The sequence below is a fragment of the Streptomyces sp. NPDC088387 genome (assembly GCF_044753385.1).
In the GTDB taxonomy this organism is placed as follows: Bacteria; Actinomycetota; Actinomycetes; order Streptomycetales; family Streptomycetaceae; genus Streptomyces.
Map to the genome: position 1 here is coordinate 158,664 of NZ_JBIVNC010000010.1, position 24,885 is coordinate 183,548.

Sequence of the window (24,885 nt, forward strand, 5' to 3'; positions counted from 1 at the left end):
CCGGGCCACCTGAGGGCACGCGTACAAGGGGCGGTACGGGATTCCCGTACCGCCCCTGTGCCGTTCGGCTAGGGCAGCAGCTCCGGCCGCTGCACCAGCTCGCGCAGTTGCGGGCGGGTCAGCGGGTAGGAGTCGAGCAGCGGGCCCGGCACCCTCGTGTCGGCGTAGCCCGTCGACTGGGTGATGTGCAGGACGGTGCCGTCCCGGGTGCGCAGCCGTGCGTCCATCTCGGCGCCCCGGTGAGTGAGGCGATCGGATGTGGCGGCCGTCTGCCACACGGCCAGCTCGGCACCGTCCGGCAGCCTTTCGAACTTGCAGTCGTGGACCGTCTCCTCCAGCTTGCATTCGGCCCCGAAGTTCCCCTCGGGCCAGGCGCCCGACCGCTCCGCCGTCACCACGACGTATCCCACGGCCCCGCCGCGCCGGATCACGTAGTTGCCGTCGTACGGTCCGTCGGTGGCCTCCTCCGGGAGGCGCGGCAGGGCGATCTGCAACGGGGACGCCAGCAGTTCGGCGACCTTCCCGACGTCATGCGGCAGCAGTTTCGCGAACCCGGCCGCCTTCACGGAGGACAGGGACGGCTGGGCCGTCGGTGTGGCCACGCCGGTCTCGGAGGCGGCGGGCAGCCCGACCGTGCCGAAGGCGACTCCGAACGCGACCACGGCGGCCGTGACGCCGGTCGCCGCCACCCGGCGCCGCCACCGCACCTGCGCGACCCGCGCGAACACCGTGTCGCCCTCGCCGCGCGGCAGCGGTACGTGTGCGACGGCCCTGCCCAGCAGGTCCCGCACGTCCTGGTCGTCTCTCATGTGTGTACCTCCCGCACCACGGCCCGCAGGGCCGCGAGTCCCCTCGCCGTGTGGCTCTTCACCGTGCTCTCCCGCATGCCGAGCAGTTCGGCGGTGTCGCCGACACCGAGGTCCTCCCAGTAGCGCAGCACCAGGACGGCCCGCTGCTTGGGCGGGAGCGCGGCGAGCGCGGCCCGGACCATCAGCCCGGTATCGCTGTCCACCGTCTGTCCCGCCACGTCCGGCACCTCGCCGTACGCCTGTTCGCGCCGCCAGAACCGGCGGCGGCCCGCGATGAACGTGTTGACCAGCGTCCGGCGCGCGTAGGCGTGCAGGTTGTCCAGCCCTCCGTGCCGGCGCGCACCTAGGACGACCTTCACCAGCGTGGTCTGCACGAGGTCCTCCGCCTCGTCGCGGTTGCCGCACAGCAGGTAGGCGCTGCGGAACAGGGCCCCGCGTCTGGCCTCGACGAAGTCGTGCAGAGCGGCTTCGTACTCGCTCCGCGTCATTCCTCCCCCTCCCCGGCCCACCGGGTGTCGCGGACCGTCTCACCCTTACCAGTGCGGTGGGCGGCCCGGCAGGACGCGGAAGGGGCGGTACGGATTTCCCGTACCGCCCCTTCTTCCGTTCTGCCGGGCCTACTTGAGGGCCAGGAGCAGGGTGTCCGACGGGGAGCACCACACCGGGCGGGCCTCGGTGAACCCCGCGTCGAGCAGGGCGCGGGCGTGCCAGGCGGGCGCGGGCATGTCGCCGTCGGCGTGCTCGCCGTAGATCTCGAAGCGGCGGGCGGTGGGTTCGGCGAGGACCGGGTCCTGCGCGGCGAGCTGCCACCACTCGGCCCAGTCGACGGCGCCGTCGCTCTTGGCCTGATCCATACGGAGGTGGCGCAGCGCCCGCTCGGCCGCGTTGATCCGGGGGGTCGTGTCGTCGATCATGTGGTCCGCGTTCATAAAGACACCGCCGTCGCGGACGAGGCCCGCGATCCGACCGTAGAGAGCCGCGAGGGGGTCGCTGTGGAACCAGTGCAGGGCCGTGGCGGTGAGGACGGCGTCGTAGGAGTCGTACGGCAGTTTCGCCGGCCAGTCGGGGTCCTTGAGGTCGGCGGTGACGAAGGTGACCCGGTCGTCGCCGGCGAAGGTGCCTTCGGCGATGGCGAGCAGCGCCGGGTCGAGGTCGACGCCGGTGCTGGTGGCGCCCGGGAGGCGGTCGAGCAGCCGGGCCGTGATGGTGCCGGTGCCGCAGGCGAGGTCGAGTACGCGCGGTGCGTCGCCGGCCAGGGCCTCGACCATGTCGAGCATGATCGTGAACCGTTGCTCGCGGTCCGGCATGTACCACTCCTGCTGCCGGTCCCAGCTGTGCTGCCACGCCTGCCAGTCGGTGCCCGCCGTCGTGGCGTCCGTCTCCGTCATGGGTGCCCTCCGTACCGCACGTAATACCCTGGATGCACGACCGGCTGTTACCCCGACCGCATCACGACCATAAAGCCCCCTCGTAAGGACTACAAGTGGAACTGGCCTATTACTCGGATTACGCGGTCCGGCTCGTCAACAGCGAGGAACCGGACCGGGGCAAGGAGTCGCTGACCTCGGTCGAGGCCGTCCGCGACCTCTTCGGGGCCAACCAGTCCGCGGGGCGCCGCGCCACCGACGCGGACGTGACCCGGTTCCGCGCGGTCCGGGCCCGGCTGCGCGCGGTCTTCGAGGCGGCCGACACCGGCGACGAGACACTCGCCGTGGACCTGCTGAACTCACTGCTCCTGGAGTTCCCGGTCAGCCCGCAGATCTCCGGCCACGACTTCCGGGACGACGACGGGCGCCCGCTGTGGCACATGCACCTCGCGGACCACCCGTCGAACGTGACCGCGGGCTACGCGGCCATCGCGGCGATGGGCCTGGCCTTCCACCTCACCGAGTACGGCGTGGACCGGCTCGGTCTGTGCGAGGCCGCCCCGTGCCGCAACGCCTACCTGGACACCTCCACGAACCGCTCCCGCCGCTACTGCTCCGACCGCTGCGCCACCCGGGCCAACGTGGCCGCCTACCGCGCCCGCAAACGCCTGGAGGCCGACCGGTCCGACAAGACCGGCCGCGCGGCCGACAGCGCCCAGCGCAGCACCGCGAACGGCGTGCGCTGACCCTGTCCGGGCGGCCGGTAGCGGAACCGCACCCGGCCGAGCACCAGTTCCTCGGGCACGGTCCCGTAGTCCGTGCTGTCGCCGCCCGCGAACGCGTTGTCCCCGCGCACCCACCAGCCGCCCTCGCGGCGCTCCACGGCCCGTTTGACGACCAGCAGGTCCTGCTGGAACGGATGGCGCAGGACCACCACGTCCCCCGGCCTGATCCGCGCCCCGTAGTGCACCAGGAGCCGGTCCCCGTGACGCAACGTGGGCACCATGGAGGGCCCGGTCACCTCGGCCGGCCCGAACGGCAGCACCGCCCCTCCGCGCTCGGTCTCGTGCGACAGTTCCGGCATCCCCGGCACCTCCCCGGTCCGATCCTCCACCAGTCTCAGTCTCACCCCGGACTTTTGTCCTAAGCCCATGGGGGCACCCGCGAAAACCCGTCCCTCAGGGAGTAATGTCCCACCTGAGAAGACGATCACGAGGAAGGAATGCTCCATGCTTTCCCGCCTGTTTGCCCCCAACGTCAAGGTCAGCGCACACTGCGACCTTCCCTGCGGTGTTTATGACCCTGCCCAGGCCCGCATCGAGGCGGAGTCGGTGAAGGCCGTCCAGGAAAAGATGGCCGGCAACGACGACCCGCACTTCCAGGCGCGTGCCACCGTCATCAAGGAGCAGCGCGCGGAGCTGGCCAAGCACCACGTCTCCGTGCTCTGGAGCGACTACTTCAAGCCGCCGCACTTCGAGAAGTACCCCGAGCTGCACCAGCTCGTGAACGACGCCCTGAAGGCGCTGTCCGCCGCCAAGGCCTCCACCGACCCGGCGACCGGCCAGAAGGCGCTGGACTACATCGCCCAGATCGACAAGATCTTCTGGGAGACCAAGAAGGCCTGAATCCGGCCTGCCCGCGGCTCCTCACCGGATCCCCGCGGTTTTTTATCCAGTGTGTGCGAGGGCCCGACCGGATCACCGCCCGGTCGGGCCCTCGCGCGTGCTGTCGCGTCGTGCGCGCGTGCTGTCGCGTCGTGTACGGGTGTCAGGTCGCGGGGGTGATGACCGTGTCGTCCTCGCCCGCCTCCAGGAGGGTGGCCGCCGCGCCCACCACACGCGGGTCCGGGGTGCCGACGACCTCGTCGTCCTTGTCGGAGTAGTCGAACCGGGCCAGGACGCTGCGCATGGCCTCGACGCGGGCGCGCTTCTTGTCGTTGGACTTGACCACCGTCCACGGGGACTGCTCGGTGTCGGTCTCACGGAACATGGCGACCTTCGCGGCCGTGTAGTCGTCCCAGCGGTCCAGGGACGCCAGGTCCATGGGGCTGAGCTTCCACTGCCGTACGGGGTCGACCTGGCGGATGGTGAAGCGGGTGATCTGCTCGCTCCGGGAGACCGAGAACCAGAACTTGACGAGGTCGACGCCGTCGTCGACCAGCATCCGCTCGAACAGCGGCGCCTGGCGCATGAAGCGCCGGTACTCGTCGTCGGAGCAGAAGCCCATCACGCGCTCCACACCGGCCCGGTTGTACCAGGAGCGGTCGAACAGGACTATCTCCCCGGCGGTCGGCAGGTGTTCGACGTACCGCTGGAAGTACCACTGCCCGCGCTCGCGCTCGGTGGGCTTCTCCAGGGCCACGACCCGGGCGCCGCGCGGGTTGAGGTGCTCGGTGAAACGTTTGATCGTGCCGCCCTTGCCGGCCGCGTCCCGTCCCTCGAAGACGATGACGAGCCGGCGCCCGCTCTCCTTGATCCAGCTCTGGAGCTTCAGCAGCTCGATCTGCTGGAGCCGCTTGTGCCACTCGTACTCCTTGCGCTCCATCCGCTCGGCGTACGGGTAGTTCTCCCTCCAGGTCTCGACCGGGTTCCCGTCCGGTTTGATCAGTACGGGTTCGTCGTGGTCGCTGTAGTCGACCGTCAGCCCTGACAGCAGTGGTGTCATCCGTCGCCCTCCCCGACTCGGTGACTCAGTGGAACTGCGGCACGATCAGATGGATCCCGTACGCGACGACCGCCGCGCAGGCGACGAAGCACAGCCCGGCCTGCGCGAGGCCGAGCACCTGGGTACCGCCGTCAGTCTCCCTCGCGCCCTCGACCCGTGCGAGGCCGAGTACGCCGAGGGCGAAGACCACCACGACGGCCACGGTGACGCCGAGGCTCACCGCGGCGACCTCGCCGAGTGCGCTCCAGTCCAGTTGCATCGAAGCTCTCTCCCTCTCAGGCGGCCGTGGAGACCCTGGCCGGCGGGGCGGTGCGGACACTGACCTCGTGGGCGTCGTTGACGTTGTCCGCGTGCACCGGGTTGCGGCGCGCGACCAGCACGATGCCGCTGGCGACCGCGGCACCGACCAGGGCGACGACCACCGTGCCGACGGTCCCGCCGTGGGTGACCGCACTCGCCGCGAGACCGCCGACCAGCGCCGCCGCGGGCAGCGTGACCAGCCAGGCCAGGACCATCCGGCCCGCGACACCCCAGCGCACCTCCGCGAGCCGCCGGCCGAGCCCCGCGCCGAGGATGCTGCCCGACGCCACCTGCGTGGTGGACAGGGCGAAACCGAGGTGGGCGGAGGTCAGGATCACGGCCGTGGACGCGGTCTCGGCGGCGAAGCCCTGCGGCGACTCGATCTCGGTCAGGCCCTTGCCCATCGTCCGGATGATCCGCCACCCGCCGAGGTAGGTGCCGAGGCCGATGGCGATACCCGCCGAAGCGATGACCCACAGCGGCGGACCGGCGTCGTGGCCGAGCGCGCCCGCCGAGATCAGGGTCAGGGTGATCACGCCCATGGTCTTCTGCGCGTCGTTGGTGCCGTGCGCGAGCGAGACGAGGGACGCCGACGCGATCTGCCCGATCCGGAAGCCCCGGGTCACCGAGTCCGCGCGGGCGCGGGCGGTGAGCCGGTAGGCGAAGTACGTCGCCACCAGGGCCGCGACCCCGGCGACCAGGGGGGACGCCAGCGCCGGTACGAGGATCTTCTCGACCACCGCGTCGAAGCGCACCCCGTGCTCGCCCGCGCCCACCCACACCGCGCCGATCAGTCCGCCGAACAGGGCGTGCGAGGAGCTCGACGGCAGCCCGACCAGCCAGGTCAGCAGGTTCCACAGGATCGCGCCGATCAGTCCCGCGAAGACCATCCCCGGGGTGACCAGGCTGTCGTCCACGATGCCGCCCGAGATGGTCTTCGCCACCTCGGTCGACAGAAAGGCGCCCACGATGTTCAGTACGCCGCTGATCAGGACCGCCACCCTCGGGGAGAGGGCGCCGGTGGCGATGGAGGTGGCCATCGCGTTCGCCGTGTCGTGGAAGCCGTTGGTGAAGTCGAAGGCCAGCGCCGTGACGATGACGACCGCCACGAGGAACGTGATGTGGTCCATCCGTCGATGGAAGCAAGCAGGCACCAATGCCCGGCGAACTGGACGCAAAGGGTCCGTTCGGCTCTTCCCTCCGGTACGCAAATTCGAGCACGGGCTGCGCCTACGCTCGCTGTCATGACCCTTCGCTGGACCTACGCCTTCGTCGACCGGCCCGCCGGCGCACTCGACCGCGCCTGCGCCTTCTGGACGGCGGTCACCGACACGCGCCTGTCCGGACTCCGCGGCGAGAAGGGCGAGTTCACCACGCTGCTGCCGGGCGGCGGCGCCGACCCCTGTGTGAAGGCGCAGGGCGTGACGTCCGGCGAGGGCGGCGCGCATCTGGACCTCGTCGTGGACGACGTGCCGCGGCTGACCGGCCGCGCGCTGCGGCTCGGGGCCACGGTCGCCGCCGCGCACGGCGGCTGGACCGTGCTGCGCTCGCCGGCCGGGCTGCCGTTCTGTGCCGTGCCCTGGCACGGGGAGTCCCTGCGGCCGCCGGTGGTGGACGGCAGCCGCCTGGACCAGGTGTGCCTGGACGTCCCGCCGTCCGCGTTCGACGCCGAGGTCGCCTTCTGGTCGGAGCTGCTCGACGACTGGGAGTCGGTGCCGGGCAGTCTGCCCGAGTTCCACGTGGTCAAGCCGCCGCCGGGGCTGCCCGTACGGATCCTGCTCCAGCGGCTGGGCACCGAGCGGCCCGCGTCCGCCCATCTCGACCTCGCCTGCGCCGACCTCGCGGCGGCCCGCACTGCGCACGAGCTGCTGGGCGCGACCCTCGTCGCCGAGGCCACCCACTGGACCGTGATGCGCGACCCGGCCGGCGGCACCTACTGCCTGACAGGCCGGGACCCGGAGACGGGCGGGCTGCCTAGTCGGACCTGAAGAGGCAGGCGTAGGCGGTGTTCTCCTCCGGCGTCGGAGGTGCGCACGGAGGGTAGCCGGTCGGTGTGGGGCTCGACTCTTCCCGGACGTGGGGATCCGGCGGGTCCGGCTGCTCCACCGAGTCCTGGAGCCAGAGGGTGAGGCCGCTCGCGATCAGTACGGTGGTTGTCCAGGCGATCAGGACGGGCCGCCACCTTCCCCGCTGCCGCATGCCCAACCCTCCCTCCACACAGGTGAGTTGGAGCCTATCCGGCTCCCAGTCGGGCCGCCCTGGTTCGCAGGTAGTGCTGTTCCGGCAGGCTCAGGGTGCGGGTCGCGGCGGACTCGTAGGCGGTGCGGGCCTCGGCGAGGGCGCCCGCGCGTTCCAGCAGATGGGCGCGGACGGCGTCGACGCGGTGGCCCGGTTCCGGGTCCAGGGTGTCGAGTTCGGCGAGGCCGGCGCGGGGGCCGTGGACCATGGCGACGGCGACCGCGCGGTTGAGGCGTTCGACGGGTCCGGGGACGTACCGGACGAGGACGTCGTAGAGGCCGAGGATCTGCGGCCAGTCGGTGGCGTCGGCGGACGGGGCCTCGTCGTGCAGGGCGGCGATCGCCGCGCGCAGCTGGTATGGGCCCGGCCTGCCGCGGGACAGCGCCCCCGTGACCAGGGCGACGCCCTCCTCGATCGCCGCCTTGTCCCAGCGGTCGCGGTCCTGTTCGTCGAGCGGCACCAGCTCGCCGCCCGGCCCGGTGCGGGCGTCGCGGCGGGCGTCGGTGAGCAGCATCAGGGCCAGCAGGCCGGCGACCTCGGTGTCGTCGGGGAGCACTTGGTGCACCTTGCGGGCGAGGCGGATGGCCTCGCCGGCCAGCTCGCGGCGCTGGAGCTGGGGGCCCGAGGTCGCCGTATAGCCCTCGTTGAAGATCAGGTAGAGGATCTGGAGCACCGGGGCGAGCCGGTCGGCCCAGTGGTCGGGGCGGCGGAAGCCGACGTCGCGGACCTTGCGCTTGGCCCGGCTGATCCGCTGGGCCATGGTCGCCTCGGGGACGAGGCAGGCGCGGGCCACCTCGGCGGTGGTCAGACCGCCGACCGCGCGCAGCGTGAGCGCGATCTGTGCGCTCTGGCTCAGCTCGGCGTGGCAGCACAGGAACAGCAGCGTGAGGGTGTCGTCCTCGCGCGGGGCACGGTCCGCGCCCGGCGGCGGGGCCGTGAACGTGTCGCGCGGTGCGAGCGCGGCGGCCCGCTCCTCGCGCAGCCGTCGCGCCTCCTCGCTGCGCAGGGCGTCGGTCAGCCGCCGCGAGGCCACCTTGATCAGCCAGCCCCGCGGATTGTCCGGGACGCCCCGCTCGGGCCACTGTTCGGACGCCGCGATGAGCGCCTCCTGCACGGCGTCCTCGGCGGCGTCGAAGTGCCCGTACCGCCGCACCAGCGCGCCGAGGACCGACGGGATCAGGTCGCGTACGGCGCGCTGGGAGGCGGGGGTCGGGCGATGCGCGGGCGGCTGCCCGCGCATCAGCTCGTCGACTGTGGGGTCGGTGCCTCACGGTCGGTGCCTCACGGTCGGTCGCCCTTGTCGGCTGTTCGGCTGGTCGGCTGTTCGGCTGTTCGGCTGTTCGGCTGTTCGGCTCAGATGTCTCCGGCGCCGTCCAGGATGGGCCGGATCTCCACCGGGTAGACGGGCGCACCCGCGGGCTGGGGACCGGCCGCGATGCGCGCGGCGATCTCGGTGACCCGCTCCAGGCTGGCGCAGTCCAGCACCCAGTAACCGGCCAGCATCTCCTTGGTCTCGCCGTACGGGCCGTCGGTGATGACGGGCTTGCCGTCCTCGCCCACGGAGACGTGCCGGATCTGCCGGGGCTCGGCGAGGCCCTGGCCGTCGACCAGTTCGCCGCTCTCGGCGAGGTCGTTGTTGAGGCCGCCCATAAAGGCGTACATGGCCTGGAGGTCCTGCTCGGTCCACGCCGGGGACGCGGCGGAGGCCTTGCCCTTCATGGCCTCGTAGTCGACCTGCGCGCCCTGCACCATGACCAGATACTTCATCGTTCCGCTCCTTCGACTCGGCCGCCCCCTGCGGGCGACTCTCACACGGGACGTCGGAGCCGGTCCGGGATTCTCGACACGGGCTGGGGATTTTTTTTCTACGAGTTTTCCGGGGCCCCGGGAGTGGCGGGAACACCGGTGGCCGGAGCCCTGTCGGGTCGCTCCTCACCGCCTTCGGCGGCTTCGTCGACGTAGGAGTCGCAACCGGAGTTCCGGCACGGGCCCGGAACCCACCTCGGTACCCATGCGCCCAGCGTCTTGTGGCGCCGGACGACCGTTTCGACTGACTGTCCGCAGACGGGACAGGCGTGCGCTTCGCTGTCCATGCCCTCAGCGTAGGACGGCGGGCCGCCGCGCGCGCCCCGCCGGAGACGGTTCAGCGCTTCCTGGTGTACGTCCGCATCAGCGCGCCGTTGCGGAAGGTGCGCACCGAGCCCAGGGTGAACTCCGTGGCGTCGAAGCCGGAGCCGAACATCGGCATACCGGCGCCGTAGACGAGCGGGTAGGTCTTGATGACGAGTTCGTCGACCTCACCGAGCAACTGGCCGGCGAGCTGGGCGCCGCCGCACAGGTAGATGCCCAGTTCGCGGTCCTCCGCCTTCAGTTCGCGGATCTTGGCCACAAGGTCGCCGGAGACGATCTCGACCGCCGGGTCCGGGGACTCGTCGAGCGTGGTGGAGGCGACGTACTGCCGCAGATGGGCGTAGGGGCTGGTGACGCGCTCCTTGAGCGCGAGGTCGTAGCTGCCGCGCCCCTGGATGATCGTGTCGAACCTCCGGTTCTCCAGGTGGTCGATGCCCAGGGCCTCCCGGACGTGGGTCGGGAGGGTCTCCGGGTACTCCTCGTGGATGAACGCCGAGAACTCCTCGTCGACGAACCGGTACATCGAGGTGGCGTCGCCGTCCGGATCACCGATGAAGCCGTCGATGGAACAGGCGATGTAGTACGTGAGCTTGCGCAAACCGGTCTCTTTTCACTGGCTGGTCCCACTGACTGGTCCCACTGGCTGGCCTCACCGGCTGACGTCCGATGACAACTACAGTTGTAGTACTCCAGACGTAGTGGTTGCAAGGGATTAAAGCGGCGGCATGCGGAACGCATGCCGCCGTATCGGAGAAGGTGCAGGTCAGAGCTGTCGGGGCTCGCGCCACATCGGCCACATCGTGGGGCCGTCGGGCAGCCGCAGCGGGAGTCCGGTGAAGGAGAAGCCCAGCCGCTCGTACAGGACGCGGCTGCGGTCGTTGCTCGCCTCCAGATAGGCGGGCAGGCCCTCCTGGTCGCAGCGGTCGAGCACCGCGCTCATCAGCGCGCTGCCGAGGCCCTCGCCCTGCCGCTCCGGCGCGACGCCGATCATCCACAGGTACTCGTGGGCGCGGCCCACGGGGTGGATCTCCGCGGTCAGCCTCGCTATCAGCTCCACCCGCTCGTTGGCGGGGTCCACGGCCTCGCGGATCCGGACGGCCTCGTCCCCGGCCGCGTCCGGGTCGCCGTCGTCGTCGGCGGGCGTCGGCAGCCACAGCGCGCAGGCCGTGCCGTCCTCGGTGAGATCGACGTATCCGTCCGCCAGCACGATGTCGGTGAACTCGGCCATGAGGCGGTGGTGCGTGCTGCGCCGGTACTCCTCGCCCGGGAAGACCCAGCTGCTCACCGGGTCGTCCTGGAACGCCTGGTCCAGCAGTCGGACGACCAGCTCGCGGTCGCCCTCCTTCGCCGTCCTGATGGCCACGCCCATGCCCCGCCCCTTCGTCTCAACACGCGGTGTCCTTCTGGCGGTTGAAGAGTAACGGGGTGGTGGACCGCGCGTGTCGACACGGCCCGCGGGAGTCGGTTCTCACGTGTGGAAGAAGGCGGGGCCCGCACATCGTGGGGCTGTGCGGGACCCACCGGGCCGGAGCCCCGGGGCCGTGCGGTGTCAGGTGCCGCACGGCCCCGGGAACTCCGGGGCTCACGGGGCGCTCAGGTGCTGCGCCTCGTCACGAACTCGGCGAGCGAGAGCAGACCGCCCGCCGCCTCCGGGTCCGGGATCGCCCGGGCGAGCTCGTCCATCGCACTCGCCATCCGGTCCGAGGCCTGGCCCTGCGCCCAGTCACGGCCGCCCGCGCGCTCGACGGCCAGCGCCGTGCGCTCCAGGTCGCGGTGGTCGTACGGCGCCCCGTACAGCGCGGCCAGTTCGGCCGCCGCCGGGGTGCCCGAGGTGAGCGCGGCGACCACCGGCAGGGACTTCTTGCGGGCGGCCAGGTCCGCGCCGGCCGGCTTGCCGGTACGGCCGGGGTCGCCCCAGATGCCGATCACGTCGTCGATCAGCTGGAAGGCGAGCCCGGCGGCCCGCCCGAACGCGTCCAGCGCCTCGACGTCCTCCTCCGGTGCGCCCGCGTACAGCGCGCCGAGTGCGCACGCGCAGCCGAGCAGCGCGCCCGTCTTGGCCTCGGCCATGGCGAGCACCTCGGGGAGGGTGACCTCGCCGGCGGCCCGGGTTTCCAGTGCCGTGTCCGCCTGCTGGCCCTCGCACAGCTCCACCACACAGGACGCGAGCCGGGCGCCGGCCTGCGCGGACGCCGGGTGCGGGTCCCGCGCGAGCAGCAGCAGGGCCAGCGCCTGGAGCGCGTCACCGGCGAGGATCGCGTCGGCGTCGCCGAACACCGTCCACGCGGTGGGCCGGTGTCTGCGGGTGGTGTCCCGGTCCATCACGTCGTCGTGCAACAGCGTGAAGTTGTGCACCAGTTCCACCGCCGCGGCCGCCTTCACCGCGCCCGCGCGGGCGGCAGGCCCGCCGAGCGCGGTGGCGGCGCTCAGCACGAGCGCCGGGCGGATCGCCTTGCCCGCGCCGCCCACCGCCGGTGTGCCGTCCGGGTTCTCGAACCCGAAGTGGTAGCGCGCGATCCGCCGCATCGCGGGCGGCAACGAGTCGATGGCGGACCGCAGTTCGGGGTCGACCGACGCCCGAGTGCTGTCCAGGATCGACGCCGCCTCGGCCCCGTCGGGCGGACCGGGGCGCTCGTACGGTTGAGTGGCGATGGTGCTCGGCCTCTCCCGCGCGTCGCCGACCCGCGGTGCGGCGGCGCGCGTCATGAACTCGGCCATCGAATCCCCCTCGAGAAGCCCGCGGCCGGTGGTGCCTGCGCCCCGGCCGGCCGCGTACTCGGAGGGTCTACCCGCCCGGCGGGGCGGGGACACGGTTTCCGTGCCGGAAGGATCACCGCCAGCGGCCGATCTCGACGTTCTCCAGCACGCCGAGCGCGTCCGGCACCAGCACGGCGGCCGAGTAGTAGGCCGTCACGAGGTACTTGATGATGGCCTGTTCGTTGATGCCCATGAACCGCACCGACAGGCTCGGCTCGATCTCGTCCGGGAGACCGGACTGGCGCAGTCCGATGACGCCCTGGTCCTGCTCGCCGGTGCGCATGGCGATGATCGACGTCGTACGGGCGTCGCTGATCGGGATCTTGCTGCACGGGTAGATGGGCACACCGCGCCAGGTCGGGATGCGGTTGCCGCCGACGTCGACGGTCTCCGGGACCAGTCCGCGCTTGTTGAACTCACGGCCGATCGCGGCGATCGCGCGCGGGTGCGCGAGGAGCAGCTTGGTGCCGCGCCGCCGGGTGACCAGCTCGTCCAGGTCGTCGGGGCCGGGCACCCCGTCGTGCGGCTGGATCCGCTGGTCGTACTCGCAGTTGTGGAGCAGTCCGAACTCACGGTTGTTGATCAGCTCGTGCTCCTGGCGCTCCTTCAGCGCCTCCACGGTGAGCCGCAGCTGCTGCTCGGTCTGGTTCATCGGCTGGTTGTAGAGGTCGGCCACGCGCGAGTGGATGCGCAGTACCGTCTGGGCGACGCTGAGTTCGTACTCGCGCGGCCGGGCCTCGTAGTCGACGAAGGTGTGCGGGATGTCGGGCTCGCCGGAGTGGCCGGCCGCGAGGTCGATCTCCTTCTCGCCGTACTTGTTGGTGCGCTGCGAGGGAATGGCACGCACCGCTTGGAGGTGCTCACCGAGCGACTCGGCGCGCTCGGCGACCTGCTCGACGTCCGAACGGGACAGCACCAGGACCGTGCAGGCGGTGTCCGCGCGGACCGTGAACTCCCAGATGGCGTCGGGGTCCAGCAGCGCGTTCTCGCCGAAGTACGCGCCGTCGGCGAGCACACCGAGGACCGCGTCGTCGCCGTAGGGGCCCGAGCCGATCTTCTCGACCCTGCCGTGCGCCAGCAGATACACCTCGTCGGTCTGGTTGCCGAAGGAGGCGATCACCTCCCCCGCGGCGATCTCCCGCTGCCGGCAGCGCTGGGCCAGCTCGGCAAGTACCTCGTCGTCCTCGTAATCGCGCAGCGCCGGCAGTTCGCCCAGCTCGGCGGGGATGACCTCCACGCGGTCGCCGGTCTTCACAAAGGTGATACGGCCGTCGCCCACCGCATAGGTCAGCCGCCGGTTCACCCGGTACGTGCCCCCCTGCACGTCCACCCACGGCAGCGTCCGCAGCAGCCAGCGCGAGCTGATCTCCTGCATCTGCGGTACGGACTTGGTAGTGGTGGCCAGGTTCCGCGCGGCCGCCGTGCCAAGACTCTGCTGCGGCTTGCCCTGATCCGTGCGGACCTCTTCGCCTACCGACATATGGAACTGCCCTCCCGGTCATGCCCGGCCGCGATCTGCGCCGGGCACCGAACTCCGCGAAGAACCCTTCCATCACCGAGCGTGCTGGTGCTATTACCCGAAAGAGCGGGAATGGATCTCCGCCCGGCGGGGCAGGTGGAAGCTCATGTTCGAACCGGAGCCCCCGGACCGGCCCGCTGACCGGAGCGGAACGGATCTGTCCGAATCGGCTCGCACGCTGTGCGAACGAAGTGGTCCGGAACGCGCGCGTTCGATACAAGCAGCGGTACAGGACGGCCGCGTCCCGCGGCCGCCGGTCCTCAGAGCGAAGGAGGCGGCCATGGCATCACCCATGTCCGCGAACAGGTTTCTGGACACGCTCCGCGACGAAGGCGTCCGCGTGGTGGAGGTAGGCAGCTGGCGCACCCACAACCGCAACCACAAGGGCCCCTGGGGTCCGGTGCACGGGGTGATGATCCACCACACCGTGACCAAGGGCAGCGCGCGCACCGTCGAGATCTGCCGGGACGGCTACGAGTCCCTGCCGGGCCCGCTGTGCCACGGCGTCATCACCAAGGACGGCACGGTCCACCTCGTCGGCTACGGCCGCGCCAATCACGCCGGTCTCGGCGACGACGACGTGCTGCGGGCGGTCATCGCCGAGAAGGGCCTGCCGCCGGACAACGAGGCGAACACCGACGGCAACCCGCACTTCTACGGCTTCGAGTGCGAGAACCTCGGCGACGGCAAGGACCCCTGGCCGGCCGTCCAGCTGGAGGCCATCGAGAAGGCGGCGGCCGCGGTCTGCCGTGTGCACGGCTGGAACGAGCGCTCGGTGATCGGCCACCTGGAGTGGCAGCCGGGAAAGGTCGACCCGCGCGGGTTCACCATGGCGTCGATGCGGGCGCGGATCAAGGAACGTCTGAAGTAGCGGCCGCGGCCCGCGCTCTGCCGGACAATGGGCGGGTGACCGGCCCCGATGTCGTCGCCGTGCTGCGGCCAAGGCTCCCGTCGCCCCTCGTGGAGGTGGCCGACGGGCGCTTCGCGCGGCACGGCGTCCGGCTGCTGCTGAAGCGGGACGATCTGATCCACCCGGACCTGGTCGGCAACAAGTGGCGCAAACTGGCGCCGAACCTGGCCGCGGCGGCGGGCCGTACGGTCCTCACCTTCGGGGGCGCGTACTCCAACCATCTGCGCGCCACCGCAGCCGCGGGCCGCCTCCTCGGCCTGTCCACGGTCGGTGTGGTCCGCGGCCAGGAGCTGGCCGGCGGCCCGCCGAACGCCTCGCTCGCCCGGTGCGCGGCCGACGGTATGCGGCTGCACTTCGTCGACAGGTCGACGTATCGCCGCAAACACGAACCGGAGACGCTCGCGGCGCTGCTCGCCGAGACGGACGCGCGGGACGCGTACGTCGTCCCCGAGGGCGGCAGCAACGCCCGCGCGGTAGGCGGCTGCCGGGCCCTGGGCGAGGAACTGCGCGGACGCGCGGACGTGGTGGCCCTCGCGTGCGGCACGGGCGGCACCCTGGCGGGGCTGGCGGCCGGGCTCGGCCCGGAGCAGCGCGCGCTGGGCGTACCGGTCCTCAGGGGCGGTTTCCTGACCGCCGCCACCGCGGCGCTGCAACAGGAGGCGTTCGGCGGGCCGCGCGGCTCCTGGTCCCTCGACGAGCGCTTCCATTTCGGCGGGTACGCGCGCGTGCCGGCCGAACTCGACGCCTTCGCGGACGACTTCGAACAGCGTCACGGGCTGTCCGTGGAGCGGCTGTATGTCGCCAAGTTGCTCTATGGACTCGTCACCCTCGCCGGGGAGGGCGCGTTCCCGCGCGGTACGACCCTCGCGGCCGTCGTCACGGGCGCGCCCTTCCCGCCGGAGAGCGCCTCTCAGGGCGAGGTCTCCCGGTAGGCCGCCGCCTCCTCCAGGTCCAGTCTGCGCAGCAGGGTGCGGAGCATCTCGTCGTCGATGTAGCGCAGGTCGCGCAGGCGCACGAAGACGTCGCGCTCGGCGCCGATCATCTGCCGGGAGAGCCGGCGGTAGGTGTCGTCGACGGTCTCGCCGGTGATCGGATTGGGCTGGCCGAGGCGTTCCCACACGGAGTTGCGGCGCCGTTCCAGGACCGTGCGCAGCCGGTCGGCGAGGGGGCCGGGCAGGGCGTTGCGCTCGTCCTCCAGGAGTTCGTCCAGGCGCCGTTCGGCGGCCTGGGAGGCCTGCGCCTGGGCGTTGGCCTCGGAGAGCGTCTCGGCCTGGAGGTCCTTGCCGGGCAGTTTCAGCGCGCGGATGAGCGGCGGCAGGGTGAGCCCCTGGAGGACGAGGGTGCCGATGACGGTCGTGAAGGTCAGGAAGAGGATCAGGTTGCGGCCGGGGAACTCCTCGTCGTCGTGCATGGTCACGGGGATGGAGAAGGCGATGGCGAGGGAGACCACCCCGCGCATCCCGGCCCAGGAGATGACGAACGCGCCCTTCCAGGTCGGGTTCTCCTCCCGTTTGCGCACCCGCGCGGAGAAGATTCTCGGCAGGAACGTCGCCGGATAGACCCAGACGAACCGGGTGGCGACGGCGACGAGGAAGATGACCACCGCGTACAGGACGGCGTCCCCGCCCTCGTACTCCCCGAGGCCCCGCAGTACCACCGGGAGTTGGAGTCCGATGAGCGCGAACACGGCCGACTCCAGGACGAAGGCGACCATCCGCCACACGGCGTCCTCCTGGAGCCGGGTCGCGAAGTCGACCTCCCACGCGCGGTGTCCGAGGTAGAGCGCCACGACGACGACCGCGAGGACGCCGGAGGCGTGCACGCTCTCGGCGACCGCGTAGGCGACGAAGGGGATCAGCAGCGACAGCGTGTTCTGGAGCAGCGCCTCCTTGAGGTGGGTGCGCAGCCAGTGGATCGGCATCATCAGCAGCAGTCCGATGCCGACGCCGCCGACGGCCGCGATCAGGAACTCGCCGATGCCGCCCGCCCAGCTGGCGCCCTCGCCGACGGCGGCGGCGACCGCCACGCGGTAGGCGGTGATCGCGGTGGCGTCGTTCACCAGCGACTCGCCCTGGAGGATCGTGGTGATCCGGGACGGCAGCCCCACCCGGCGCGCGACCGCCGTCGCCGCCACCGCGTCCGGCGGAGCCACGACCGCGCCGAGCACGAGTGCCGCGGTCAGCGGCAGGCCGGGGACCAGCAGATAGGCGGCATAACCGACGGCGAGCGTCGCGAACAGCACGTATCCGACGGACAGCAGCGCGACCGGCCGCAACTGCGCGCGCAGGTCGAGATAGGAGCTGTCGGTCGCGGCGGTGTGCAGAAGCGGGGGCAGCAGCAGCGGCAGCACGATGTGCGGGTCCAGGGTGTACTCCGGCACCCCCGGGACGTACGCCACCGCGAGTCCCGCCGTCACCAGCAGCAGCGGGGCGGGCACCGGAGTGCGCCGGCCGGCCGCGGCGACCACGGCGCTGCCCGCAATCAGCAACAGCAGTGGCATGACATCCATCAGTCATCCCCCACCCTTCGTTTTTCCGCGCGGGCGTCCGCACACCCGTCGTAACCTGGCAATCATGAAACAGTGCACGCACGCCGACGCGCTGCCGCACCCCGAACCCGCACCGCTGAGCGACACGTGTCTTGAGTGTCTGGCGGACGGTACACACCCGGTGCAGCTGCGGATCTGTCTCGCCTGTGGCCACGTCGGCTGCTGCGACTCCTCGCCGCACCAGCACGCCACCGAGCACTTCAAGGAGTCGGGTCACCCCGTGATGCGGACGTTCGAGCCCGGTGAGACCTGGCGTTGGTGCTTCGTCGATCATGTCCTCGTGTGATCGTGGGGCGACCCCGAAGACAGACGGTTCGACTGTCTGACGTCTGGGTACGTCAATCCGGCGCGCGCTCTTCCCATTTGGGCCCGCGAGACCCCTAGCCACGGAGCGTATCCGCGGGTTTACTATGAGTGACAGTCAGGGCTTGGGGTCCCGGGGACAGGACTGTTGAGGGCGCGATAGCGTCACCGCTGAAGCACACATCGCGTTACCCCGGGGGGCGACCCTCGGCCCCGAACAGCTTGTACCACCTTGGAGGTGAGGGTGTCCCAGATCGCAGGCGAGCCCGCGACCCAGGACTTCGTGGAAGTCCGGCTGCCGGCCGCGGGTGCCTACCTGTCGGTGCTGCGGACGGCCACGGCCGGCCTCGCGGCCCGTTTGGACTTCACCCTGGACGAGATCGAGGACCTGCGCATCGCCGTGGACGAGGCCTGCGCGATCCTGCTCCAGCAGGCCGTGCCGGGCTCCGTGCTCAGCTGCGTCTTCCGGCTCGTGGACGATTCGCTGGAGGTCACCGTCTCGGCGCCGACCACGGACGGTCACGCTCCGGCGCGGGACACCTTCGCCTGGACCGTGCTGTCCGCGCTGGCGGGCAAGGTCTCCTCCGCCGTGGACGAGGACAAAACCGTTTCGATCAGCCTCTACAAACAGCGCGGCGCGGGACCCGGGCCGGCGTGAAGGACGGGGACGGGCCGGTGCGGGACGAAGAGCGCGGCACACGGGAGCTCAGGGCGGAGGGCACCGCGGGTGCCCCGAGCGGCTCCCGACGCATGGCGGACGGCGTCAACGGCATCCCCGAGCAGGCCCGGCCGCACCCGGAGGAGGACTCCGGGGACTTCGGCCAGGCAGGCGACCTCCCGGACGAGGGACAACAGCGCAATCAGGAAGGTGCCGTACGGAGCAGGCCTCCGGAACGGCGGATCGGGGTGCCCCCTGTCCGAGCTGACGCGAGGGCTCGGGGAAGGGCAACGGGCGGGACGATGAGCGAGCACGAGCGAAACTCCGAGCATGCCGCGCCGAGCGCGCCGAGTGTGCCGGTCACGCGCCACGACCACACGGACCGCAGCGGGGCCCGTGCGATGTTCGTGGAGCTGCGCGAGCAGAAGGAGGGCAGCCCGGAGTACGCGGAGCTGCGCAACCGGCTGGTCAGGATGCACCTGCCGCTCGTCGAGCATCTCGCGCGCCGTTTCCGCAACCGCGGCGAGCCGCTGGACGATCTGACGCAGGTGGCGACGATCGGCCTGATCAAGTCGGTCGACCGCTTCGACCCGGAGCGCGGCGTGGAGTTCTCCACGTACGCGACACCGACGGTCGTGGGCGAGATCAAGCGGCACTTCCGCGACAAGGGCTGGGCGGTGCGGGTGCCGCGCCGGCTCCAGGAGCTGCGCCTGGCCCTGACGACGGCGACGGCCGAGCTGTCCCAGTTGCACGGCCGCTCCCCCACGGTCCACGAGCTCGCCGAGAAACTGGCGATCTCGGAGGAGGAGGTCCTGGAGGGCCTGGAGTCGGCGAACGCCTACTCCACGCTGTCCCTGGACGTCCCCGACACCGACGACGAGTCCCCGGCGGTCGCCGACACGCTCGGCGCGGAGGACGAGGCGCTGGAGGGCGTCGAGTACCGGGAGTCGCTCAAGCCGCTCCTGGAGGACCTTCCGCCGCGCGAGAAGCGGATCCTGCTGCTGCGGTTCTTCGGCAACATGACGCAGTCGCAGATCGCGCAGGAGGTCGGCATCTCCCAGATGCATGTCTCGCGTCTGCTGGCCCGCACCCTGGCCCAACTGCGGGAGAAGCTCCTCGTCGAGGAGTGAGCGCGACGCCCGGACTACTTCCGGGCGTCGTCCGCCGCGTTCCCGGGCCCGCGGATGCCGAGCGCCAGGGTCGTCTGCGGGTTCACCAGCAGGACGAGCCCCAGTACGGCCGCGACGGCCAGCGCGATCCCGCCGGGAATGGCCGCGCTGTCGGCCTGGAGCAGGTTGTAGGCCACCGGCAGCGCGATGATCTGTGTGATGACGGCAGGTCCGCGGCTCCAGCTGCGGCGGGCCAGCAGTCCGCGTGCGGCGAGCAGCGGCAGCAGCGCGAGCACCAGCAGCGTGACGGCACCGGTGACGGCCTGCTGCCGGTCGTCCGGCTCACCCGTGAGTCCGAGTACGAGGACCCAGGCGCCGCCGGCCACCAGGGCGAGCCCCTCCAGGCCGGTCACGGCCGCCGCGTACACCAGCCGTCGGGGCCGGGGGGCGGCTTCTTCTTCCGGTCCTGCCGGGGTGGGATTCTGCTCACTGCTCACCCGAGCAGGGTAGCCCTCGGCCCGGACGCCCCTTGGTACGGCCCCTTGCCGCGGCCGTCGTCCGGCCGCCACCGCGGCTCCTGTCCGGCCGCCGCCGGAGCCGTCGATCGGGGCTCGCACTGGGAGCCGGTACCACCCAGTAGGTACCCTGCAACTCATGCGTGCACTTCTCGTGGTCAATCCGGCGGCAACCACCACAAGTGCGCGCACGCGCGACGTGCTGATCCACGCGCTCGCGAGCGAGATGAAGCTGGAGGCCGTGACCACCGAGTACCGAGGTCACGCGCGCGACCTCGGCCGGCAGGCGGCGGACAGCGGGAACATCGACCTGGTGGTGGCCCTCGGCGGCGACGGCACGGTCAACGAGGTCGTCAACGGTCTGCTGCACGGCGGCCCGGACCCGGAGCGGCTGCCCGGCCTCGCGGTGGTCCCCGGCGGCTCGACCAATGTCTTCGCCCGCGCCCTCGACCTGCCCAACGAACCCGTCGAGGCGACCGGCGCCCTGCTCGACGCGCTGCGCGACGGCCGGGAGCGGACCGTCGGTCTCGGTCTTGCCTCGGGCACCCCGGGCACGGAGGACGAGTCGGTGCCGGCGCGCTGGTTCACCTTCAATTCCGGGCTCGGATTCGACGCGGGTGTGGTGGGCCGGGTCGAGCAACAGCGCGAGCGCGGAAAGAAATCCACACACGCTCTTTATGTGCGCCAGGTGGTACGGCAGTTCCTCGGTGAGTCCAGCCGGCGCCACGGTTCCATCACCTTGGAGCGGGCCGGTGAGGATCCGGTGTCCGATCTGGTGGTGTGCATAGCCTCGAACACCGCCCCGTGGACCTTCCTGGGCAATCGCCCGATGTACGCGTCCCCTAAGGCCTCGTTCGATACCGGCCTCGACGTGTTCGGTCTCAGCCGTCTGTCGACCGCCGCGGTTGCCCGATATGGCACCCAGTTGCTCACTTCGTCCCCCGAGCGCGGACCCCATGGCAAGCACGCCGTGTCCCTCCATGACTTGGGGGACTTCACCTTGCATTCGAAGGTCCCACTCCCCCTTCAGATGGACGGCGACCACCTGGGCCTGCGAACCAGCGTGACGTTCACAGGCGTACGCCGTGCACTGCGTGTGATTGTGTGAGCAGAAGACGCTAAAGTCCTTTCACTCGAACGTTTAGGCCAGGATCCACCCCATGGAAGTACGGCTGTGACCTAGTCGACACCGAGGAATCAAAAAAAACTTTCCAGAAGGGGTTGTATCCGCCGCTGAGGTTTGCGAGTCTCTACGTGGCGATCGAGACGGCCCGCAACACCGGCCTCCACGGATCACCGGAACCCCTCTTCAAACACACAGGACCTCGCCAGGGAAACCTGACGGTCGACCCTTCCCTTGTTGAGGGATTCGTGAAAGCGTTCACATTCACAAGCAACCAGCACGTAATACCAAGGAGAGGTAGCAGCCATGGACTGGCGTCACAACGCCGTTTGCCGCGAGGAAGACCCCGAGCTCTTCTTCCCCATCGGCAACACCGGTCCTGCGCTGCTGCAGATCGAGGAAGCCAAGGCCGTCTGCCGTCGCTGCCCGGTAATGGAGCAGTGCTTGCAGTGGGCGCTTGAGTCCGGCCAGGACTCCGGCGTCTGGGGTGGTCTCAGCGAGGACGAGCGCCGCGCCATGAAGCGCCGCGCCGCCCGCAACCGGGCCCGTCAGGCCTCCGCCTGACATACCCACCCCGCTTACAGCCTGAGCTTGGCGGCGCGTACAGCGAGTACGCAACTCCCGCCCCCGAGCCGCAGCGCGCAGTACCCCCGATGCGCACTGACCCCGGACCGTATCCCACGGTCCGGGGTTCTTTGCTGTACGGGCAGTTGAGGCGGGCGTCATGTGCACGGCACGGCCCGCGAAATCACTTCTGGGCGCGGACCGGGATGTCGAGGATGACCCGGGTGCCGCGCTCCGGCGCCGGGACCATGTCGAAGCTGCCGCCCAACTCGCCCTCCACCAGGGTCCGTACGATCTGAAGACCGAGGTTGCCCGAGGTGTGCGGGTCGAAACCGGCCGGCAGACCCACCCCGTTGTCCTGCACGGTGACCAGCAGCCGGGCCTCCTTCGTGGTGCCGCCACGGACCGCCGAGACCTCGACCGTGCCCGTGTCGCCCTCCTTGAAGCCGTGTTCCAGGGCGTTCTGGAGCACCTCGGTGAGCACCATCGACAGCGGGGTGGCGACCTCGGCGTCCAGGATGCCGAAGCGTCCGGTGCGCCGGCCCGCGACCTTGCCGGGCGAGATCTCGGCCACCATCGCCAGCACCCGGTCGGCGATCTCGTCGAACTCCACCCGCTCGTCCAGGTTCTGAGACAGCGTCTCGTGCACGATCGCGATCGAGCCCACCCGGCGTACGGCCTCCTCAAGAGCCGCGCGACCACGCTCGGACTCGATCCGGCGGGCCTGGAGCCGGAGCAGCGCGGCCACCGTCTGGAGGTTGTTCTTCACCCGGTGGTGGATCTCCCGGATGGTCGCGTCCTTGGTGATCAACTCCCGCTCGCGGCGGCGCAGTTCGGTGACGTCCCGCAGCAGCACCAGGGAACCGGTGCGGGTGCCCTTGGGCTTGAGCGGGATCGCCCGGAACTGGATCACCCCGTCACGCGACTCGATCTCGAACGAGCGGGGCGCCCAGCCGCTGGCGACCTTGGCGAGCGCCTCGTCCACCGGCCCGTGGGAAGGGGCGAGTTCGGCCGTCGTACGGCCGAGATGGCAGCCGACGAGGTCGGCGGCGAGGCCCATCCGGTGGTACGCGGAGAGCGCGTTCGGGGAGGCGTACTGGACGATGCCGTCGGCGTCGAGGCGGATCAGACCGTCGCCGACGCGCGGCGAGGCGTCCATGTCGACCTGCTGGTTCGCGAACGGGAAGGCGCCCGCCGCGATCATCTGCGCGAGGTCCGACGCGCTTTGCAGATACGTCAGTTCGAGGCGGCTCGGGGTGCGCACGGTGAGGAGGTTGGTGTTGCGGGCGATCACACCGAGCACCCGTCCGTCCCGGCGTACCGGGATCGACTCGACGCGGACCGGGACCTCCTCGCGCCACTCGGGGTCGCCCTCGCGCACGATCCGGCCCTCGTCGTGCGCCGCGTCCAGCATCGGGCGGCGGCCACGCGGGACGAGATGGCCGACCATGTCGTCCTGGTAGGACGTGGGGCCGGTGTTGGGCCGCATCTGGGCGACGGAGACATAGCGTGTGCCGTCGCGGGTGGGCACCCAGAGAACCAGGTCGGCGAAGGAGAGGTCGGAGAGCAGCTGCCACTCCGAGACCAGCAGATGGAGCCACTCGAGGTCGGAGTCGTCGAGGGCGGTGTGCTGGCGGACCAGTTCGTTCATGGAGGGCACGCTGTGAGCGTACCCGTGGGTCCGTACGGCCCCGAAATGTACGGTGCAGGGCCCCCGGCTCGCGCCTGGTGGCCGGCCCCGGAGACACCCGCGGGCCGCGGCGCCTGGGAGGGACCCTCAACCCTCCCGGCACCGCAGCCCGGAGCAGCATCGGCCGTGGGGTGTGCGGTCCCGGTCGGCCGAAGGATGAGGAGCCGGGGCAGTCAGGGCAGAGAGCACCGGATCCTCGGTCCGTCCTCCTGTGCGGGGAGGACGGAGGCTCTTGTTGTTCACTGGGTTACCCCACGACCATTGTGGACTAGACCATTCGGTGTGTCCATGTGTCGGGGGCGGTGAATTGTTCGAGGCTGTTGCATGTTGACGCATCGCAGCCTAACCCGCGGGCGTCGGGTACGGGGCCGGTTGCCGATGGTGATTTCCGTGACCGCGCTCCGGTCGACGGGCGCCGGAGGGCCGCGCGGGGGTCAGCGGGTCTCGGTGACCTTGGCCAGGGCGCGGGGCGCGTCCGGGTCCTGGCCCCGAGCGATGGTCACCTCGTAGGCGAGCAACTGGAGCGGGATGATCTCCAGGACGGGCTGGAGCTCCTCGGGGACGCCCTCGGTGGGCAGGACGAAACCGGCCGAGGCGCGCTCCACCCGGTTCGCCGGGCCGATGACGACGAGGTCGGCGCCGCGGCCGCGCAACCGGTCGAGGACGGGCTGGAGCGCCTCGCCGCCCTTGCCGTCGGTGACGACCGCGATCACCGGGGAGACGTTGTCGACCATGGCGAGCGGGCCGTGCAGCAGGTCGGCGCCGGAGTAGGAGAGCGCGGGGATGTAGCTGGTCTCCATCAGCTTGAGCGCGGCCTCCTTGGCGGTCGGGTAGCCGTAGCCGCGCGAGGTGATGACCATGCGCTCGGCGAAGCGGTAGCGGGCGGCGAGCGCGCGGATCTCTCCTTGGCGGGCGAGGAGCCCCTCGGCGAGGTCGGGGAGGACCTGCGCGGCCGCGCCGTCGCCGCCGCGCAGGCCCTCGACGAAGAGATACAGCGCGAGGACGGAGGCGGTGTAGGTCTTGGTCGCGGGGAGGGCCTTCTCGGGGCCGGCGAGGATGTCGACGTGGTACTCGGACACGGCGGCCAGCGGTGAGTCGGGGTTGTTGGTCACGGCGAGGGTCAGGGCGCCGGCCTCGCGGGCGGCCCTGGTCGAGGCCACCAGGTCCGGGGAGCCGCCGGACTGGCTCACGGTGATCACGAGGACGTCGGTGAGGTCGGGGCGGGCGCCGTAGGCCGTGGTGGTGGACATCGAGGTGAGGCCGCAGGGCAGTCCGAGCCGGATCTCGATCAGGTACTTGGCGTACAGGGCGGCGTTGTCGGAGGTGCCGCGGGCGGCCAGCAGGACGAAGCGGGGCCCGCGGGCGGCGATCTGCTCGGCCACCCGCCGGATCGCCGGGGCGCCCTGCTCCAGGAGCCGCCGCAGTACGGCGGGTTGCTCGGCCGTCTCGCGGGCCATGATCCGGCCGGGAACGTCGCTGTGGGGGTCCGGGGTCGAGGCGGTCATGCGGGTCCCTTCCGGGGGCGGGCGGCGCGGGCGTCCTCCTATTCCAACCCGGGTTCGCGTCCCCCGCTCGGCATGGGGGACGGCCGGTGCCGGCGGGGGCGGTCACCTGGGACGGAGGGCCCGTCTCTGTTAGATTGGTCTACACCACACGACCCGATTTCGGGTGCGTCGAGTCT

The 24,885-nt window shown here is 71.1% G+C and carries 29 protein-coding genes; 10 read left to right on the top strand and 19 right to left on the bottom strand.

Annotated elements, in window-relative coordinates; genetic code table 11:
• Positions 1-68 precede the first annotated feature (68 nt).
• The 3 genes from ACIQAC_RS26260 to ACIQAC_RS26270 all read right to left on the bottom strand — a co-directional run bounded on the left by ACIQAC_RS26260 (position 69) and on the right by ACIQAC_RS26270 (position 2,197).
• Positions 69-809, bottom strand: coding sequence for a hypothetical protein (locus ACIQAC_RS26260; RefSeq protein ID WP_402194764.1), 741 nt, complete (start codon positions 807-809; stop codon positions 69-71).
• Positions 806-1,297: a SigE family RNA polymerase sigma factor gene (locus tag ACIQAC_RS26265; protein ID WP_402194765.1), complete on the bottom strand. Its 492-nt coding sequence runs from the start codon at positions 1,295-1,297 to the stop codon at positions 806-808. The genes ACIQAC_RS26260 and ACIQAC_RS26265 overlap by 4 nt, the downstream gene beginning before the upstream one ends.
• 129 nt (positions 1,298-1,426) lie before the next feature.
• Positions 1,427-2,197, bottom strand: coding sequence for a class I SAM-dependent methyltransferase (locus ACIQAC_RS26270; RefSeq protein ID WP_402194768.1), 771 nt, complete (start codon positions 2,195-2,197; stop codon positions 1,427-1,429).
• A 95-nt stretch (positions 2,198-2,292) separates the two neighbouring features.
• On the opposite strand from ACIQAC_RS26270, the gene ACIQAC_RS26275 reads away from it, so the two are divergent.
• Entirely contained in the window at positions 2,293-2,922 is a 630-nt protein-coding gene (locus ACIQAC_RS26275; RefSeq protein ID WP_402194770.1) for a CGNR zinc finger domain-containing protein, read from the top strand.
• On the opposite strand, the gene sodX is transcribed toward ACIQAC_RS26275, so the two are convergent.
• On the bottom strand, positions 2,826-3,260 hold the full coding sequence (sodX, locus tag ACIQAC_RS26280) for a nickel-type superoxide dismutase maturation protease (protein ID WP_402195108.1): 435 nt from the start codon (positions 3,258-3,260) through the stop codon (positions 2,826-2,828). The two genes, ACIQAC_RS26275 and sodX, sit on opposite strands and share 97 nt — an antisense overlap.
• Before the next feature lie 145 nt (positions 3,261-3,405).
• Between sodX and sodN the strand changes: the two genes are divergently transcribed.
• Positions 3,406-3,801 (top strand): superoxide dismutase, Ni, encoded by a 396-nt coding sequence (gene sodN, locus ACIQAC_RS26285; RefSeq protein WP_402194772.1) that lies wholly within the window; start codon positions 3,406-3,408, stop codon positions 3,799-3,801.
• Positions 3,802-3,943: 142 nt separating this feature from the next.
• On the opposite strand, the gene ppk2 is transcribed toward sodN, so the two are convergent.
• The 3 genes from ppk2 to ACIQAC_RS26300 are packed head-to-tail and all read right to left on the bottom strand — an operon-like array spanning position 3,944 to position 6,270.
• On the bottom strand, positions 3,944-4,840 hold the full coding sequence (gene ppk2, locus ACIQAC_RS26290) for a polyphosphate kinase 2 (protein ID WP_402194774.1): 897 nt from the start codon (positions 4,838-4,840) through the stop codon (positions 3,944-3,946).
• 25 nt (positions 4,841-4,865) lie between these two features.
• On the bottom strand, positions 4,866-5,099 hold the full coding sequence (locus ACIQAC_RS26295; RefSeq protein ID WP_402194776.1) for a hypothetical protein: 234 nt from the start codon (positions 5,097-5,099) through the stop codon (positions 4,866-4,868).
• 16 nt (positions 5,100-5,115) lie between these two features.
• Positions 5,116-6,270: an anion permease gene (locus ACIQAC_RS26300; protein WP_402194777.1), complete on the bottom strand. Its 1,155-nt coding sequence runs from the start codon at positions 6,268-6,270 to the stop codon at positions 5,116-5,118.
• 114 nt (positions 6,271-6,384) lie between these two features.
• Here ACIQAC_RS26300 and ACIQAC_RS26305 point away from each other — a divergent pair, with 114 nt between their 5' ends.
• Positions 6,385-7,128 (top strand): VOC family protein, encoded by a 744-nt coding sequence (locus ACIQAC_RS26305; RefSeq protein WP_402194780.1) that lies wholly within the window; start codon positions 6,385-6,387, stop codon positions 7,126-7,128.
• Here the strand turns inward: ACIQAC_RS26305 and ACIQAC_RS26310 are convergent.
• The 8 genes from ACIQAC_RS26310 to ACIQAC_RS26345 form a co-directional block, all read right to left on the bottom strand.
• A complete protein-coding gene (locus ACIQAC_RS26310; protein ID WP_402194782.1) occupies positions 7,115-7,339 on the bottom strand; it encodes a hypothetical protein in 225 nt (74 codons plus the stop codon). The genes ACIQAC_RS26305 and ACIQAC_RS26310 overlap by 14 nt on opposite strands.
• Positions 7,340-7,373: 34 nt before the next feature.
• Positions 7,374-8,618 carry an RNA polymerase sigma factor gene (locus ACIQAC_RS26315; protein WP_402194783.1) on the bottom strand — a complete coding sequence of 415 codons (1,245 nt, stop codon included), beginning with the start codon at positions 8,616-8,618 and terminating at the stop codon, positions 7,374-7,376.
• Positions 8,619-8,731: 113 nt separating this feature from the next.
• Positions 8,732-9,145: a YciI family protein gene (locus ACIQAC_RS26320; protein WP_402194785.1), complete on the bottom strand. Its 414-nt coding sequence runs from the start codon at positions 9,143-9,145 to the stop codon at positions 8,732-8,734.
• A 98-nt stretch (positions 9,146-9,243) separates the two neighbouring features.
• Positions 9,244-9,471 (bottom strand): hypothetical protein, encoded by a 228-nt coding sequence (locus ACIQAC_RS26325; RefSeq protein WP_402194787.1) that lies wholly within the window; start codon positions 9,469-9,471, stop codon positions 9,244-9,246.
• A 50-nt stretch (positions 9,472-9,521) separates the two neighbouring features.
• Complete coding sequence (locus ACIQAC_RS26330) at positions 9,522-10,106, bottom strand: dihydrofolate reductase family protein (protein ID WP_402194789.1); 585 nt, start codon at positions 10,104-10,106, stop codon at positions 9,522-9,524.
• 165 nt (positions 10,107-10,271) lie between these two features.
• On the bottom strand, positions 10,272-10,877 hold the full coding sequence (locus ACIQAC_RS26335) for a GNAT family N-acetyltransferase (RefSeq protein WP_402194790.1): 606 nt from the start codon (positions 10,875-10,877) through the stop codon (positions 10,272-10,274).
• Positions 10,878-11,101: 224 nt separating this feature from the next.
• Positions 11,102-12,226 carry a family 2 encapsulin nanocompartment cargo protein polyprenyl transferase gene (locus ACIQAC_RS26340; RefSeq protein WP_402194791.1) on the bottom strand — a complete coding sequence of 375 codons (1,125 nt, stop codon included), beginning with the start codon at positions 12,224-12,226 and terminating at the stop codon, positions 11,102-11,104.
• 112 nt (positions 12,227-12,338) lie between these two features.
• Entirely contained in the window at positions 12,339-13,745 is a 1,407-nt protein-coding gene (locus ACIQAC_RS26345; RefSeq protein WP_402194794.1) for a family 2B encapsulin nanocompartment shell protein, read from the bottom strand.
• Positions 13,746-14,076: 331 nt separating this feature from the next.
• Between ACIQAC_RS26345 and ACIQAC_RS26350 the strand changes: the two genes are divergently transcribed.
• Both ACIQAC_RS26350 and ACIQAC_RS26355 read left to right on the top strand, forming a co-directional pair.
• Positions 14,077-14,655, top strand: a complete 579-nt coding sequence (locus tag ACIQAC_RS26350) for an N-acetylmuramoyl-L-alanine amidase (protein ID WP_402195110.1) — start codon at positions 14,077-14,079, stop codon at positions 14,653-14,655.
• Positions 14,656-14,690: 35 nt separating this feature from the next.
• Entirely contained in the window at positions 14,691-15,626 is a 936-nt protein-coding gene (locus tag ACIQAC_RS26355; protein WP_402194797.1) for a 1-aminocyclopropane-1-carboxylate deaminase/D-cysteine desulfhydrase, read from the top strand.
• Here the strand turns inward: ACIQAC_RS26355 and ACIQAC_RS26360 are convergent.
• Positions 15,605-17,203 carry a Na+/H+ antiporter gene (locus ACIQAC_RS26360; RefSeq protein ID WP_402194799.1) on the bottom strand — a complete coding sequence of 533 codons (1,599 nt, stop codon included), beginning with the start codon at positions 17,201-17,203 and terminating at the stop codon, positions 15,605-15,607. The two genes, ACIQAC_RS26355 and ACIQAC_RS26360, sit on opposite strands and share 22 nt — an antisense overlap.
• A gap of 64 nt (positions 17,204-17,267) precedes the next feature.
• Here ACIQAC_RS26360 and ACIQAC_RS26365 point away from each other — a divergent pair, with 64 nt between their 5' ends.
• From ACIQAC_RS26365 to ACIQAC_RS26375, 3 genes are all read left to right on the top strand, one after another.
• Positions 17,268-17,528, top strand: a complete 261-nt coding sequence (locus ACIQAC_RS26365; RefSeq protein ID WP_402194802.1) for a UBP-type zinc finger domain-containing protein — start codon at positions 17,268-17,270, stop codon at positions 17,526-17,528.
• 261 nt (positions 17,529-17,789) lie between these two features.
• Positions 17,790-18,203, top strand: a complete 414-nt coding sequence (locus tag ACIQAC_RS26370; protein WP_019058277.1) for an anti-sigma regulatory factor — start codon at positions 17,790-17,792, stop codon at positions 18,201-18,203.
• 17 nt (positions 18,204-18,220) lie between these two features.
• Entirely contained in the window at positions 18,221-19,333 is a 1,113-nt protein-coding gene (locus ACIQAC_RS26375) for an RNA polymerase sigma factor SigF (protein ID WP_402194804.1), read from the top strand.
• A gap of 14 nt (positions 19,334-19,347) precedes the next feature.
• On the opposite strand, the gene ACIQAC_RS26380 is transcribed toward ACIQAC_RS26375, so the two are convergent.
• Positions 19,348-19,809, bottom strand: a complete 462-nt coding sequence (locus tag ACIQAC_RS26380) for a hypothetical protein (protein ID WP_402194807.1) — start codon at positions 19,807-19,809, stop codon at positions 19,348-19,350.
• Between the two features lie 157 nt (positions 19,810-19,966).
• On the opposite strand from ACIQAC_RS26380, the gene ACIQAC_RS26385 reads away from it, so the two are divergent.
• Both ACIQAC_RS26385 and ACIQAC_RS26390 read left to right on the top strand, forming a co-directional pair.
• On the top strand, positions 19,967-20,935 hold the full coding sequence (locus ACIQAC_RS26385; protein WP_402194808.1) for a diacylglycerol/lipid kinase family protein: 969 nt from the start codon (positions 19,967-19,969) through the stop codon (positions 20,933-20,935).
• A 321-nt stretch (positions 20,936-21,256) separates the two neighbouring features.
• The gene (locus tag ACIQAC_RS26390) at positions 21,257-21,514 is read left to right on the top strand and encodes a WhiB family transcriptional regulator (protein WP_016639615.1); all 258 of its coding nucleotides are present in this window, start codon (positions 21,257-21,259) and stop codon (positions 21,512-21,514) included.
• 184 nt (positions 21,515-21,698) lie between these two features.
• Here the strand turns inward: ACIQAC_RS26390 and ACIQAC_RS26395 are convergent, their stop codons facing one another.
• On the bottom strand, positions 21,699-23,174 hold the full coding sequence (locus tag ACIQAC_RS26395; protein ID WP_402194811.1) for a sensor histidine kinase: 1,476 nt from the start codon (positions 23,172-23,174) through the stop codon (positions 21,699-21,701).
• A 464-nt stretch (positions 23,175-23,638) separates the two neighbouring features.
• Positions 23,639-24,709, bottom strand: a complete 1,071-nt coding sequence (locus tag ACIQAC_RS26400) for an SIS domain-containing protein (protein ID WP_402194813.1) — start codon at positions 24,707-24,709, stop codon at positions 23,639-23,641.
• Positions 24,710-24,885 lie beyond the last annotated feature (176 nt).

Coding starts and splice junctions, on each gene's coding strand:
- ACIQAC_RS26260 (WP_402194764.1), bottom strand. CDS start 809: ATGAGAGACGACCAGGACGTGCGGGACCTGCTGGGCAGGGCCGTCGCA.
- ACIQAC_RS26265 (WP_402194765.1), bottom strand. CDS start 1,297: ATGACGCGGAGCGAGTACGAAGCCGCTCTGCACGACTTCGTCGAGGCC.
- ACIQAC_RS26270 (WP_402194768.1), bottom strand. CDS start 2,197: ATGACGGAGACGGACGCCACGACGGCGGGCACCGACTGGCAGGCGTGG.
- sodX (WP_402195108.1), bottom strand. CDS start 3,260: ATGCCGGAACTGTCGCACGAGACCGAGCGCGGAGGGGCGGTGCTGCCG.
- sodN (WP_402194772.1), top strand. CDS start 3,406: ATGCTTTCCCGCCTGTTTGCCCCCAACGTCAAGGTCAGCGCACACTGC.
- ppk2 (WP_402194774.1), bottom strand. CDS start 4,840: ATGACACCACTGCTGTCAGGGCTGACGGTCGACTACAGCGACCACGAC.
- ACIQAC_RS26295 (WP_402194776.1), bottom strand. CDS start 5,099: ATGCAACTGGACTGGAGCGCACTCGGCGAGGTCGCCGCGGTGAGCCTC.
- ACIQAC_RS26300 (WP_402194777.1), bottom strand. CDS start 6,270: ATGGACCACATCACGTTCCTCGTGGCGGTCGTCATCGTCACGGCGCTG.
- ACIQAC_RS26305 (WP_402194780.1), top strand. CDS start 6,385: ATGACCCTTCGCTGGACCTACGCCTTCGTCGACCGGCCCGCCGGCGCA.
- ACIQAC_RS26310 (WP_402194782.1), bottom strand. CDS start 7,339: ATGCGGCAGCGGGGAAGGTGGCGGCCCGTCCTGATCGCCTGGACAACC.
- ACIQAC_RS26315 (WP_402194783.1), bottom strand. CDS start 8,618: ATGCGCGGGCAGCCGCCCGCGCATCGCCCGACCCCCGCCTCCCAGCGC.
- ACIQAC_RS26320 (WP_402194785.1), bottom strand. CDS start 9,145: ATGAAGTATCTGGTCATGGTGCAGGGCGCGCAGGTCGACTACGAGGCC.
- ACIQAC_RS26325 (WP_402194787.1), bottom strand. CDS start 9,471: ATGGACAGCGAAGCGCACGCCTGTCCCGTCTGCGGACAGTCAGTCGAA.
- ACIQAC_RS26335 (WP_402194790.1), bottom strand. CDS start 10,877: ATGGGCGTGGCCATCAGGACGGCGAAGGAGGGCGACCGCGAGCTGGTC.
- ACIQAC_RS26340 (WP_402194791.1), bottom strand. CDS start 12,226: ATGGCCGAGTTCATGACGCGCGCCGCCGCACCGCGGGTCGGCGACGCG.
- ACIQAC_RS26345 (WP_402194794.1), bottom strand. CDS start 13,745: ATGTCGGTAGGCGAAGAGGTCCGCACGGATCAGGGCAAGCCGCAGCAG.
- ACIQAC_RS26350 (WP_402195110.1), top strand. CDS start 14,077: ATGTCCGCGAACAGGTTTCTGGACACGCTCCGCGACGAAGGCGTCCGC.
- ACIQAC_RS26360 (WP_402194799.1), bottom strand. CDS start 17,203: ATGGATGTCATGCCACTGCTGTTGCTGATTGCGGGCAGCGCCGTGGTC.
- ACIQAC_RS26365 (WP_402194802.1), top strand. CDS start 17,268: ATGAAACAGTGCACGCACGCCGACGCGCTGCCGCACCCCGAACCCGCA.
- ACIQAC_RS26385 (WP_402194808.1), top strand. CDS start 19,967: ATGCGTGCACTTCTCGTGGTCAATCCGGCGGCAACCACCACAAGTGCG.
- ACIQAC_RS26390 (WP_016639615.1), top strand. CDS start 21,257: ATGGACTGGCGTCACAACGCCGTTTGCCGCGAGGAAGACCCCGAGCTC.
- ACIQAC_RS26400 (WP_402194813.1), bottom strand. CDS start 24,709: ATGACCGCCTCGACCCCGGACCCCCACAGCGACGTTCCCGGCCGGATC.